The 13,291-nt window shown below is 51.4% G+C and carries 11 protein-coding genes and 2 pseudogenes; all 13 read left to right on the top strand.

What is annotated here, in order from left to right; all coding sequences use genetic code 11:
* The 13 genes and pseudogenes from bshB1 to MBEAL2_RS31760 all read left to right on the top strand — a co-directional run bounded on the left by bshB1 (window position 1) and on the right by MBEAL2_RS31760 (window position 13,271).
* Window positions 1-717 (top strand): bacillithiol biosynthesis deacetylase BshB1, encoded by a 717-nt coding sequence (gene bshB1 / locus MBEAL2_RS12275; RefSeq protein WP_047152599.1) that lies wholly within the window; start codon window positions 1-3, stop codon window positions 715-717.
* 13 nt (window positions 718-730) lie between these two features.
* Window positions 731-1,870 (top strand): N-acetyl-alpha-D-glucosaminyl L-malate synthase BshA, encoded by a 1,140-nt coding sequence (gene bshA / locus MBEAL2_RS12270; protein ID WP_047152598.1) that lies wholly within the window; start codon window positions 731-733, stop codon window positions 1,868-1,870.
* Window positions 1,871-1,928: 58 nt separating this feature from the next.
* A complete protein-coding gene (locus MBEAL2_RS12265) occupies window positions 1,929-3,146 on the top strand; it encodes a CCA tRNA nucleotidyltransferase (protein WP_052947682.1) in 1,218 nt (405 codons plus the stop codon).
* Window positions 3,133-4,110, top strand: a complete 978-nt coding sequence (locus MBEAL2_RS12260) for a biotin--[acetyl-CoA-carboxylase] ligase (protein WP_047152596.1) — start codon at window positions 3,133-3,135, stop codon at window positions 4,108-4,110. The genes MBEAL2_RS12265 and MBEAL2_RS12260 overlap by 14 nt, the downstream gene beginning before the upstream one ends.
* Before the next feature lie 299 nt (window positions 4,111-4,409).
* Window positions 4,410-5,267, top strand: coding sequence for a 3-methyl-2-oxobutanoate hydroxymethyltransferase (gene panB / locus MBEAL2_RS12255; protein WP_047152595.1), 858 nt, complete (start codon window positions 4,410-4,412; stop codon window positions 5,265-5,267).
* Complete coding sequence (gene panC / locus MBEAL2_RS12250; RefSeq protein ID WP_047152594.1) at window positions 5,264-6,133, top strand: pantoate--beta-alanine ligase; 870 nt, start codon at window positions 5,264-5,266, stop codon at window positions 6,131-6,133. Before panB ends, panC begins: the two co-directional genes overlap by 4 nt.
* Window positions 6,118-6,500 (top strand): annotated as a pseudogene (gene panD / locus MBEAL2_RS12245) (aspartate 1-decarboxylase). The gene panC and the pseudogene panD overlap by 16 nt, the downstream one beginning before the upstream one ends.
* A 67-nt stretch (window positions 6,501-6,567) precedes the next feature.
* Window positions 6,568-7,026 (top strand): tetratricopeptide repeat protein, encoded by a 459-nt coding sequence (locus tag MBEAL2_RS12240; protein WP_047152592.1) that lies wholly within the window; start codon window positions 6,568-6,570, stop codon window positions 7,024-7,026.
* The gene (locus tag MBEAL2_RS12235) at window positions 6,981-7,964 is read left to right on the top strand and encodes a tetratricopeptide repeat protein (protein WP_152667781.1); all 984 of its coding nucleotides are present in this window, start codon (window positions 6,981-6,983) and stop codon (window positions 7,962-7,964) included. The genes MBEAL2_RS12240 and MBEAL2_RS12235 overlap by 46 nt, the downstream gene beginning before the upstream one ends.
* Window positions 7,965-8,072: 108 nt before the next feature.
* Window positions 8,073-10,916 carry an ATP-dependent DNA helicase DinG gene (gene dinG / locus MBEAL2_RS12230; RefSeq protein ID WP_047152590.1) on the top strand — a complete coding sequence of 948 codons (2,844 nt, stop codon included), beginning with the start codon at window positions 8,073-8,075 and terminating at the stop codon, window positions 10,914-10,916.
* A 60-nt stretch (window positions 10,917-10,976) separates the two neighbouring features.
* Window positions 10,977-11,594 carry a redox-sensing transcriptional repressor Rex gene (locus MBEAL2_RS12225; protein ID WP_047152589.1) on the top strand — a complete coding sequence of 206 codons (618 nt, stop codon included), beginning with the start codon at window positions 10,977-10,979 and terminating at the stop codon, window positions 11,592-11,594.
* A gap of 81 nt (window positions 11,595-11,675) precedes the next feature.
* Window positions 11,676-12,973 (top strand): annotated as a pseudogene (locus MBEAL2_RS12220) (amidohydrolase family protein).
* 160 nt (window positions 12,974-13,133) lie between these two features.
* Window positions 13,134-13,271: a hypothetical protein gene (locus tag MBEAL2_RS31760; RefSeq protein ID WP_161798205.1), complete on the top strand. Its 138-nt coding sequence runs from the start codon at window positions 13,134-13,136 to the stop codon at window positions 13,269-13,271.
* Window positions 13,272-13,291 lie beyond the last annotated feature (20 nt).

The following is a 13,291-nucleotide window of genomic DNA, read 5'->3' as shown; positions in this document are numbered from 1 at the left end:
ATGATAAAGGACGAACCTGTTAAATTGGATGTGCTCGCTTTTGGCGCCCACCCGGATGATGTGGAAATCGGTGCCGGGGGATTGTTGTATAAATTTTCAAAGCAAGGCAAGAAAACAGGAATCTGTGACTTAACGCTTGCTGAATTATCATCGAACGGAACGGTGGAACGGCGCCAGCAGGAAGCGGAGGAGGCATCGCAATTGCTCGGACTCCATACCCGTTTGAATCTGCACCTGCCGGATAGAGGGCTACGGGCGGTGCCTGAACAGATACGGCTCGTTGCCCATACGATCAGGCTGTACCGGCCGGACATCGTGCTTATGCCTTACTGGGAAGACCGGCATCCGGACCATGAAATGTGCAGCATCATCGTCCGGGAAGCAGTGTTTAACGCAAGGATCCGTAAGTATGAAACAGCGGATGGCGCCTCCCCTGCAGCCCATAAGGTCAATCATATGCTTGGGTATTTTATTAACAGCCAGACAACGCCCCAGTTTATGGTGGATATATCTGAAGAAATGGAGACAAAGATGGCCGCACTTGCAGCGTACCGTTCTCAATTCGAGAAGGAAAGCGGTTCGGTTTCAACTCCGCTCACGGAGGGGTATTTAGAGCGCATTAAGGCGCGTGAGTACGGCTTTGGCCAGGAAACAGGCGTTGCTTATGCCGAAGGATTTGTAAGCCGGACGCCGCTGCTTCTGCGCACATTCCCATGAAAGGAATAAAAAAATGAGAATCGGGATTACATGTTACCCTTCTGTAGGGGGTTCGGGCGTTGTTGCAACTGAGCTTGGGAAATTGCTGGCTGAACGCGGGCATATCGTTCACTTTATCACGTCAGGCATGCCGTTTCGCCTGGGGAAATATTACCGGAATATTTATTTCCATGAAGTGGATGTGAACGGTTATTCGGTGTTCCAGTATCCTCCGTACGATTTAACACTGGCCAGCAGAATGGCACAGGTAGCGGTTACGGAAAAGCTGGATGTCCTGCACGTTCATTACGCGGTTCCTCACGCGATTTCCGCCTACCTGGCCAAGAAAATGGTCGGGGATAAGCTTAAAGTCGTGACGACGCTGCATGGGACAGATATTACCGTACTTGGATATGACCATACGCTCAAAGACATTATCCGCTTCGGCATTGAGGAGAGCGATGCGGTTACTGCGGTTTCCAATAACTTAATCGAGCAGACGAAAGACTTGCTCCAGGTAGAAAGACCGATCGACCTCGTCTATAACTTTATCGACAAACGGGAGTATTATCCGCGTGAGATGTCGGACGTACGCGAAGAATTCGCACCGAATGGCGAGAAAGTCCTGATACATATTTCTAACTTCCGCCCTGTCAAGCGTACGGACGATGTTGTTCGTATTTTCCATAAAATTAAGCAGCAAGTTCCGGCAAAATTGCTGATGATCGGAGAAGGGCCTGAATTGCCGGTTGTGCGCGAACTTGCCGAAAGCCTCGGTGTTCAGCAGGACGTTATCTTCCTCGGCAAACAGGATAACATCGCCTGTGTCCTCTCAATGGCCGATCTTCTGCTTCTCCCATCGGAACAGGAAAGCTTTGGGCTCGTTGCTCTGGAAGCTATGTCGTGTGGCGTGCCCGTTATCTCCAGCGATGCGGGCGGACTGCCGGAAGTGGTAAAGGACGGGGAAACAGGCTTTACCCGGCCGATTGGGGACGTTGAAGGAATGGCGCAAAAGGCTGTTGAATTGCTCTTACATGAGGGGATGTATGAGACCTTCTCCAGGCAGTCAATGGAAAGGGCATACCATACGTTCTGCCATGAAGCGATTACCAAGCAATACGAAGAAATATACAGGCGTGTGCTCAGTGCAGAAACGCAATCCTGTTCAAAATGACCGTGTCTGAGGAACGCGATCCTTTTGAAAGGCGGCGCACACATCCGGGAGGTAACTGTTGGAACAGCGAATAATCGATGCGGGGAAAAGCGTGCTGCAGGCATTGGAGACAGCTGGGCATAGCGCGTATTTCGTTGGCGGCTATGTGCGCGACACGCTGCTGAAGCGTGCCGTACATGATCTGGATGTCGCCACATCCGCCCGTCCGGAAGAGGTGGTTCGCCTCTTTGACAAAGTCATACCGACAGGGCTTGCCCATGGAACGGTTACGGTTGTAGCAGGCGGTGTCCCGGTTGAGGTGACGACGTACCGTATGGAAACAGGCTATCAGGACCACCGGCGTCCGGATCAGGTGTTTTTTGTCCGTTCCATTGAACAGGATCTGGCGAGAAGAGATTTTACCATAAATGCCATGGCGCTCGGCCTTCGGGGAGAAATCATCGACCCGTACGGCGGAACGGAAGACTTGAGGCGCGGGATTATCCGTGCGGTGGGGGAAGCGGAGGCACGGTTTCAAGAAGACGCACTCCGCATGCTCCGCTGCCTGCGTTTTGCCTGCCAGCTTGGGTTTGCGATTGAGGAGAGAACGCTTTCTGCGATAAAACGGCAGGCACAAAGCATAAAGTACATCGCAGTAGAGCGGATTAACGCTGAATGGCGCAAAGCGCTGGACAGCTCTGGGCCGGACCGTGCCGTCTCCCTTGTATGCGAAACCGGGCTCATCCCGTATTTGCCCGGTTTAAACCGCCTGCTTGCGGATGGCGGCTGCGAGAAAGAGGCAATGCTGCCGCTTTCCCGCTTGTCCACGCTTGTTGAACGCTGGGCCTATCTTTTTGTTGCGCGGGGAAAGCAAGAGGAAGTGGAACCCGTTCTCCGTGAACTGCGCAATGAAAAAGCATTCATTCGTGCCTGTGCAGAAACGGTTGCGCTTGTAAATGTCTTTTGCCAGTCACCGGATGATAGCAAACTACAGTTGATGATGCTCGAATATGGCTTTGAGAAGGTGGCCCGGGCCTATGCCGTATATGGTGTGCGCTCCGGAGAGGAGCCGCTGGCTGTAGAGCCAGGGAAGCTGTATGAAAAGATGGAAATAAAAAAAATGAATGAACTCTTGATAAACGGCGCGGACTTACAGAAAGCGCTTGAGCGCAAACCGGGTCCGTGGGTGCGTGATTTGCTGCTGAGGCTGGCGCGTGATGTGAACGCGGGGCAGATCTTAAACGAGCCGCATGCCTTACTGTCGAGAGCAAGGGTGGTTGTAGATGAATATACGTGAGGAAATGCTGCAATTACTGAAGGAGTCCGGCGATTCGTTCGTTTCCGGAGAAGAAATAAGCAAGCGGCTCGGGGTATCTCGAACGGCCATTTGGAAACATATTGAAGAGCTGCGCGAAGAGGGATACATATTCGAAGCGGTACGCCGGGCCGGCTACCGGCTTATCTCGACGCCGGATGTGATGATCGCGGAAGAGATTAAAGTCGGCCTGAAAACCCGCTCGTTTGGGCAGGAAGTACACTATTATGCAACAATTGACTCCACGCAGAATAAGTGCCAGGAGCTGGCCAAGGCCGGAGCACCGGAGGGGACGCTTGTTGTCGCTGATCAGCAGCTTGGCGGAAAGGGAAGGCTGGGGAGAGTCTGGCACTCACCCGCAGGGAAAAACATCTATATGAGCCTGCTCCTGCGCCCGGTATTGGAGCTGCAGAAATGCCCGCAGCTCACCTTGCTTACCGCGGTTGCTATCGTGGAGACGGTACGGGATGTGTGCGGGATTCAGGCCGACATTAAATGGCCGAATGATATTTTGCTGGACGGAAAGAAGATATGCGGAATTCTAACTGAATTAAACGCCGAATCGGATCGGATTAACTGGCTTATTATCGGGATGGGGATTAATGTAAATGCTGAATTGGATGATTTTGCGGCAGATGTACAGAAAATCGCTACTTCACTGCGCATTGTGAACGGGGCGCCGCTGCGGCGGGTGTCGCTCATCCAGGGGATTTTGCGGCGGCTTGAGCACCTGTATGAACAGTATGTAAGGGAAGGTTTTGAACCGATTAAGGAGCTGTGGGAGGCGCATGCAATCACCATTGGGAAGCGGGTCACGATTCGCACGCTGCAGGGTTCGCTGGCCGGTTTTGCCGAGGGCATTGACGATGCCGGAGTCCTTCTTGTCAGGCAGGACGACGGAACGGTGACGAAAGTATACTCAGCTGACGTGGAAATCCACGCTTGAGATTCCCCTCCCGTATGCGGCCGGCAGACAAAAATGATTGCGAACCGCCTGCTTTTTGGTATAATGGGTGTGTCAGGGTCGTATCCAGCGGAACGGCACCTAACCACCCGTTTTTTTTATTATTTTTGTTTGAAACCAAAATGATAAATCTGCTCTGAGCCAATGAGGACCGAGACAGAAGGAATGAAATTTTATCCATGTGACAGCATGGTTTTTACGCCTTCTTCTTTGTTTGAAGGCGTTTTTATATGCCTTTCGAACGCTTTTCCTGTGAGCTCAAGGCACAAGGAGGAATCGAAATGACAGGCAGCCCACCGATTACGACTGCTACCCTGAAAGAAATGAAAAAGGAAGGCCGGCGAATTGCCATGCTTACTGCGTATGATTACCCGGGGGCCAAGCTGGCGGATGAAGCGGAAGTGGACATGATATTAGTCGGTGATTCACTTGGCATGGTTGTGCTAGGCTATGAATCGACCATTCCCGTTACGCTTGATGACATGATTCATCATACAAAGGCGGTAACGCGGGGGGCAAAACGCGCTTTTGTTGTGACCGACCTGCCATTTCTTACGTACCACGGGACGATTGAGGAATCGCTTCGCAACGCCGGGCGCATTATGCAGGAAGGACAGGCAAAAGCTGTGAAAATCGAAGGAGGAGCAGAACTCGTTCCTTTAATCCGCCGCTGCACGCAGGCAGGGATCCCGGTTGTTGGCCATATCGGCTTAACGCCGCAGTCTGTTCACCAGCTTGGCGGCTATAAAGTTCAGGGGAAGACACCTGAGGCTGCACAGAAATTGCTGGATGATGCGCTCGCCCTTGAAGAAGCGGGGGCGTTTGCACTCGTTATGGAATGCGTACCAAAGCAGCTTGCTGAGCTCATTTCACGCAGGTTAACCATTCCGACGATTGGCATTGGCGCCGGTGCGGGCTGTGATGGCCAGGTGCTTGTTTACCATGACGTTCTGTCCTACGGGGGCGACAGGGTGCCTAAATTTGTTAAGAAATACGCAGATATTGGCAGCGCTGTCAAATCCGCGATAAAGCAATACGTAAGTGAAGTGAGAAGCGGGCAATTCCCGTCTGATTCACATTCTTTCTCAATGAAAGAGGAAGTTATCGACCAGCTATACGGCGGAGGGATTAAAGTATGAAAACGATTTTTACCGTGAAAGAGCTTCGGGAAGCATTGAAGCCCGTACGTTCCCAAACGGTTGGTTTTGTACCGACAATGGGATATTTGCATGAAGGGCATTTAAGCCTTGTCAAACGGGCGAAAGAGACAGCGGATGTTGTCGTGATGAGCATTTTTGTCAACCCGATTCAATTCAGCCCGAATGAAGACTTATCGCACTACCCCCGTGATCTTGAACGCGACAGCCTGCTTGCATCGAAAGCTGGCGTTGATTTCTTATTTGTTCCCACTGTTGAAGAAATGTATCCAGCGGGAAGTAAAACGATGGTTACAGTAAAAGAAATAACAGAATCATTGTGCGGAGCCTCACGCCCGGGTCACTTCGACGGAGTGGCGACCGTTGTTACCAAGCTGTTTAATATGGTGCAGCCGGATTATGCGTTTTTCGGCATGAAGGATGCGCAGCAGGTTGCTGTCATTCAGCAGATGACGAAGGATTTGAATATACCGGTTGAAATTATCCCTTGTGAAATTGTGAGGGAAGAGGACGGCCTTGCTTTAAGTTCCCGGAACGTGTATCTTTCCGAGGAGGAAAGAAGGCAGGCGCTTGTTCTGTCCCACTCCCTTCAGGAAGCGAAAGCTGCTTTTTCCCGGGGGGAGAAGGATGCAGCCGTACTGCGCCGGATAATTGAGAACACCATCTCTGAAACTCTGCTGGCAGACATCGACTATATCGAAGTCCGCAGCTATCCTGCACTCGAAGAAATTCAAACACTTACAGGTGATGTGTTAATTGCCCTTGCCGTCCGCTTTGGCCGCACGCGTCTGATTGATAATATAATCCTTACAGCCAGTCAGGAGGAAGCTTTATGTTCCGTACGATGATGAGAGCAAAAATCCACCGTGCAACCGTGACGGAAGCAAATTTAAATTATGTAGGCAGCATAACGATCGATGGGGATATTATAGACGCCGTCGATATCCTGCCGAATGAGAAGGTCCAAATTGTAAATAACAACAACGGCGCCCGCCTGGAGACGTACGTAATTGAAGGCGAAAGAGGCAGCGGGGTTATTTGCCTGAACGGTGCGGCAGCCCGCCTTGTTCAACCCGGCGATACGGTCATCATTATAGCGTATGCCATGATGACAGACGCTGATGCAAAAAACCATAAGCCGAAAGTCGCCATTATGGATGAAAACAACGGAATTTCCCAGTCTTAGGTGAAGAAATCCACGCGACAATTTTTTAGTTATAGATGCCACCTTCTTGTGAGAAACTGAGTGTAACCTCACGCCGCAGGAAAGGTGGTTTTTCTTTTGCTTTTTTCCAATTATTTTTCAGCCATGACGGACAAAGTCAAACAAATAAAAAATCGAATTGCCAAAGTGCCGGCCAAAGAAAAGATGACGTATTATAAAGACGTCATGGATCTAAGGGAAATAAGCGACACAATTGTGGAGGAGTGGCTCCAGTTTGAAGAACAGCTTGTTGAATTGCAGCGAATGTTCGAAGAGGAAAGCGCGCTGGAAACAGGGGAGCCGAATACGGGTGCCGCGGGCGGGGGAGACGGTGAGGTATACCTGCCCCGTCCTCTTGCAGCCCAATTCCGCAAAGGCCAGGGTTATTTTGATTTATCCATGTACGATGAAGCGGTTAAGTCCTTTCACCGGATCGTTACCGAGGAACCGGACCTTGCGATGGCGCGGCTCTATCTCCCTTTGGCTTTCTCATGTCGAAGAAATGGGACATTGCCTACCGGCAGTTTTATTTACTGACGGAAACGACCGCACACCCCTTTATTAGGGCTGCCTCGTATAACGGAATGGGCTGTGTAGCGGTATTGGAAGGGAACAATGAGCAGGGGATTATGTGGTTCCAGCGTTCTCTTGCCGCATCACCGAGCTTTCATGATGCCGCATACAATCTTACTCTTACGTACTACCATGCACGGCGGTACGAAGAAGCGGTGAAAACAGGGGAAAAGCTTTCCGCTGTGCGGGATAGCGATTTAGAGCTACTCCTCTTGCTATTCCATTGCTATGCTAAACTCGGACATAAAGAGAAGGCGCACCAGGCTATAAGGCAGGCGGAAAAGGAAGCGGAAATCCCGTCTGACTGGCAGCAGATTGCGAGAGGCTACGAGCAATTGTCGATGTTCGGGGAAGCAGCCCGCTGCTATCGCCGGCTGCTTCCGGAAATGCGAAAGGAAGCATGGGTATGGCATGGGCTGGCCTGGTCTCTCTGGCAGGAAGGGCAGCACGAATCCGCCCTTAGCCATTTTAAGTACGCGCTTACCCTATCCCGGGATGAGCCGGAATTTGCCTGCTCCTACGCCTGGGTCTTGCTGCGCCAGGGCAATTGGGAACGTTCGTGGCGCATTTTCGAACAAGTTGAGCAGCGGCATGGACACCCGCTTGCGATTGCGGGTTTGATTGAGAGCGCATTTCGCCAGGGCTGGCTTGGACGTATAAAGCCGCTATGTGATAAGCTGGTGAAGGACAAGAACAGGAAAATCCAGGCTCTGGGGCATTATTATACGGGGAGATGGTTTATGAGCAGAGGCGAACAGGAGGAAGCCCAGCGGCATTTTTCACTCAGCCAGCAGTGCGGCACTGTCCCTGAGAGCTACTTATACTCCGGACTCCTTCATTATCACGCCCAGGAGCATACGCAAGCGTACGACAGGTGGAGGGCGATTTTGCCGGTTCAGTAGGAGCCGGTTTTTTTCTTGTTGCACTTCTTTAGTAAGTAATAGAAAATAAGAAGGGAACACCTGTCCATTGGTAAATGCAGAAGTGGAATAGTTTTGAGGTGAAACTTTTTGAATACTTTTCTCGTTGTTGATTTTGAAACGACTGGCAATCGGCCGAAGGATGGAGATAAAATCATCCAAATCGGCGCCGTCCTCCTAGAGAACGGGGAGATTGTCGACCGTTTTGCAACTTTGGTTAACCCGCAAATGGAGATTCCTCCTTTTATAGAAAAATTAACCGGCATTACAGATGAGATGGTGGCGGGCGCCCCGCTCATCGAAGACGCCCTGCCAGCGCTCCTGAAAATGCTGAGCGGGGCCGCATTTGTTGCGCATAACGTTTTCTTTGATTTGTCTTTTTTGCAAAATGCGCTGACAGATGCCGGCTACAATCCGTTTACCGGTCCGCTGCTTGATACGGTGGAGCTCTCCAGGCTGCTCCTGCCGGGGCAGGAGGGGTACAGGCTGTCCGACCTTTCCGTTGGCCTCGATATTGATCACGACAGGCCGCACCAGGCCGACTCCGACGCGGAAGCGACAGCGCTTCTTCTTCTCCAGCTGATTCAAAAGCTCGATTCGCTTCCGCTGGTAACGATTCAGCACCTGCAGTCCATGAGCCGCTCTTTCCACTCGGATATCGAAGCTCTCCTCTCAGGAATGGAGCGTAGAAAAATCCAGAAAGGCACATACGAGCCCGACGCGGGGCTGGAGGTTGTGCACCAGATTTGCCTGCGGGAACGCGCCGCCATTGAGAAAGCGTCCGGCCGCCCGCTGGAAGACACGGTATCATTCGATGAGTATGTGGAAAGCCTGTTTGGAGAGGATGGGCTGCTGCAGCAATTCATGCCGGGCTTTGAACTGCGCCAGGCACAGGTAGAGATGATGAAGCGGGTGTATGATTCTTTTGTGTCCGGCCGCCATTTAATGGTGGAGGCGGGAACAGGAACGGGAAAATCGCTCGCTTATTTAATTCCTGCTGTATTTTGGGCTAAGCAGCAGCAGGAGCCCGTCGTCATTTCCACGCATACGATTCAGCTTCAGGAACAGATGTACAGCCGGGATTTGCCCATCCTGCAGGCGATCTTTGCCGATGATTCCCCGCGTATTTCTATACTGAAAGGGCGCAATAATTATTTGTGCCTCCGTAAATTCGCCCACAGCCTTGAGGATGAGCACGATAATTACGAGGTACAGTTAAGCAAATCGCAAATGCTCATCTGGCTAACAGAAACCGAAACCGGAGACATCGAGGAAGTGAACCTTCCTTCCGGGGGGCAGATGTATTGGAAACAGGTGCAGAGTGACGCCAATTCTTGTTTGAACCGCCACTGCCCCTGGTTTTCCCGCTGCTTTTATCACCAGGCCCGCAGAAAGGCACAGCAGGCGGAAGTCATTGTAACGAACCATTCCTTGCTGTTTACGGATATGAGCGCGGAGCATCGCATTATGCCGCCGTATGAATATGCCGTCATTGATGAGGCGCATCATTTCGAGGACGTGGCCAGCCGCCATCTGGGGGATGTGCTTACCTCCTACCAGCTTGAAGGAATGCTGCACCGCCTCCGGCCGGACCGCGGGTTTGGACTTCTGGAGGAAGTGGAGGAGGCCGTCAGAGGCTGGAGCGATACCCGCTATGAGAAAGTAAAGGATCAAATCGAAACGTCGTACCAGCAAATCAGGGAAGGCAAGGAAACGATCCGGGAAATGTATAATTTACTGTACCAGTGGTCGTCCCAGCGGGCGAGAGAAGGAGAAGAAATCGGGCGGACGGTTCTTCGGTATAAGCAGGATGATTTAAACAGCAAGTGGGGGAAGTCCGTTGTATCCGCCGTGAAAAACAGTGTGGAACTGCTGCTGGCCATCGGCAAGAAACTGGAATCCACGCATAAAAACCTGCAGGGCGATGACGTTCCGATTGGACTCCGCGGCCTTTTGACAGATCTGAACGGGATGGTAAAGGACTGCCTTCACTATTCCGAGCTGCTGCATCTGATGCTGCTTGCCGGTGATGATGATCATGTGTACTGGATCGAACTTGATGTTCGCAGTACGCGAAAGGGCATCTATTTACACCGGGTTCCAATCGATGTATCGGGCCTCTTGCGGGAGATGTTTTTTGATAAGAAGAAAAGCGTTATTATGACATCGGCTACGATGAGTGTCAATTCCTCCTTCCAGTATGCGACAGACCGTCTCGGGATTGCTGATTTGTTTAAAGACAAGCAGATGGAAACGGCGATGCTTCCTTCTCCGTTCGATTATAAAAAGCAAACGCTCCTCTGCATACCGGATGAAGTTCCGAACATAAAAGATGCATCAGAAGAAACATTCGTTGCATCGCTCATCGATTCTCTGGCGAAGGTCGCTGTCGTAACATCCGGCCGTATGCTCGTGCTGTTCACTTCGTACGCAATGTTAAGAAACGTATATGAGCCGCTGAAAGAAAGGCTGAAGGAGGCAAACGTTACCGTTCTCGGGCATGGAGTGGACAGCAGCAGCCGCAGTAAGCTAACCAAGCAGTTCCGCGCGCTTACGTCATGCATTCTGCTTGGAACGAGCAGCTTCTGGGAAGGGGTAGACATCCCGGGGGAGGATTTGTCCTGCCTGGCTATTGTGCGCCTTCCTTTTGTACCGCCTAACCATCCGCTGGTCGAGGCGCGGAATCAGCAACTGCAGGAACAGAGGAAGAACCCGTTTATGGAATTGTCCGTTCCGCAGGCGGTCATCCGTTTTAAGCAGGGCTTTGGCCGCCTCGTTCGAACGAGCAGTGACCGCGGCGTTGTGCTTGTATATGATCGCCGGATTGTGGACGCAAGGTACGGCCGTATGTTCCTGCGCTCGCTTCCGGAGGTAACAACGCTTCGAATGCCGACGGATGAACTGCTGCCTGCCATATCTGAATGGCTTGCTTAATTATGAAAAAATAACCAGAATAGGATATAAAGGGATTAGGGAAGAAGGAGAGGACCTGAATTGAAAGCACCAAAAATATCTGAAGCAGTTGTACGAAGGCTTCCCGTCTATTTGCGTTATTTAAGCAGTCTGCACAATATGAATGTACGCACGGTATCTTCGCAGCAGCTTGGCGAAGCGCTGGATTTGAATCCCGCCCAAATCCGAAAGGATCTAGCCTGCTTCGGGGAGTTTGGCCGTAAAGGAATCGGCTATGAGGTCAATTATCTAATTGAGAAAATCAAGAGTATCCTGAAGCTGGACCAGCAAATTAACGTTGTTCTTATCGGTGCCGGACATTTGGGCCATGCGATTAGTAACTACAACGTCTATTTAAAGGACAACATGAGAATTACGGCGATTTTCGATGCGGATGCGGGGAAAATCGGCAAGAAGACGGCAGGGCTTGAAATTCAGCCGCTTGAAGAGCTGCCGCAGACGGTAAAGAAAATGAATACCCGGATTGGCATTATTGCAGTACCCGCAGAAGCTGCCCAGTCGGTTGCCGATTGCCTCATGGACGCGGGAATTACGGGAATTCTAAATTTTGCACCTGTGAACCTGCGGGTACGGGAAGGCGTCCGTGTACATGACGCGGACGTTACGATGGAATTGCACAGCCTTGCATACTATTTGTAAGGAAAATGACAATAGAGACAAAGGAGGAGGGGTGAAACGCTCACCCGTTCGGACGACGGGCTGACTCGCCCCGCAATGCAGATGAAAACGATCGTAATCCATGCTACTGTATTAACCGTAAACGAGAAAAACGAAGTGCTCCATGATGGCGCTGTCGGCTTTGAAGATGGAGTTCTTGTTTATGTAGGACCGACTCCTTCCGAACCTGGCGGGTATGAAGAGGTGATTGATGCCGGGGGAAGAATCGTGATGCCGGGATTAATCAATACCCATGGCCATACAGCCATGTCTCTTTTACGCGGGTATGCGGACGATTTGCCGCTCCAGGAATGGCTGGAGACAAAAATGTGGCCGCTCGAAGCTCAATTTACGGAGGACCACGTTCGCTGGGGTACGTCTCTCTCGATTGTGGAAATGCTTAAAACCGGAACAACCACGTTCGTTGACATGTATGACCATATGGATATGGTAGCAGAACTCGTCGCTGCGTCCGGCATGCGGGCCCGGCTCTGCCGTGGCGTCATCGGGCTATGCCCGCCTGATGTCCAAACGCAGAAGCTGGAGGAGGCCAGCGCGTTTGCCGAGAAGTGGAACAATGCTGCCGGCGGAAGAATTATGACGATGATGTCGCCGCACGGCGCTTATACGTGCCCGCCGGATTACATTGAACGCATTGTGGTAAGAGCGGAAGAACTGGATCTTCCGATTCATATCCATATGTCTGAAACCGAATGGGAAGTTCAGCAAAACGTAGACGACTATGGTGCGCGTCCTGTCGCGCATTTGGAAAGCTAGGCGTATTTAACCGCCCGGCGCTTGTGGCTCATGCGGTTCATTTAACCGACGAAGAACTGGATACCCTTGCAAAACATAACGTTAAAGTATCCCATAATCCGATCAGCAACCTGAAGCTTGGCAGCGGGATCGCCCGCGTTCCGGATATGATGGAACGGGGAATTTGCGTTTCGCTCGGAACGGATAGCTCGGCAAGCAATAACAATCTTGATCTTTTCGAAGAAATGAAGATGGTGGCGATTCTGCATAAAGGGTACCGTAAGGATCCGGTGGCCGTACCTGCTGTCGAGGCGCTTCGTATGGCGACGATTTATGGGGCGGAAGCTATTTTTATGGAGGATAAAATCGGTTCGCTGGAGGTAGGGAAACAGGCCGACTTTATTGTGCTTGATTCAAATCAGGTCTTCTTCCACCCTGCACATGACCCTGTTTCTCACGTTGTGTACGCAGCAAGCGGGCGCGATGTGAAGGATGTATTCGTCCAGGGGGTCCAGGTCGTACAGGATGGAAAATGCCTGACGATGGATGAACCGATCATTATTGAAAATGCCAACCGTATGTTTGACACGTTAAACAAACAGTAAAAAGACCCGCCGGATACCGGCGGGGATACAAAGATAGGTAGTAGGTAGGGAGTAATAATAAAATAGTTGCAGAAACCTCATGGCTCTTCCATGTCGATCCATGAGGAAATATTCGGTTGGCGAAAGGCCGCAAAAGTGCCTTCAACCTGGGGACTGCGGTATGGAGATGAGAGGGACAGCCACGAGGGGTTCCACTCATCCGACAGCAACCTTACAACTTCATCCGGCAAATTATTCAACGCTTGCTCATGATGGTGCTGCTGCACACGCGCTCACCTCCTCTTGCGCGTATGCTTAGTATCTCCGCTGGGATGGACA

Origin of the sequence: Aneurinibacillus tyrosinisolvens (assembly GCF_001015055.1) — a bacterium.
GTDB classification, from domain to species: domain Bacteria; phylum Bacillota; class Bacilli; order Aneurinibacillales; family Aneurinibacillaceae; genus Aneurinibacillus_A; species Aneurinibacillus_A tyrosinisolvens.
Note: the sequence above shows the minus strand (reverse complement) of the source record. Positions and strands in the feature narration are given on the sequence as shown.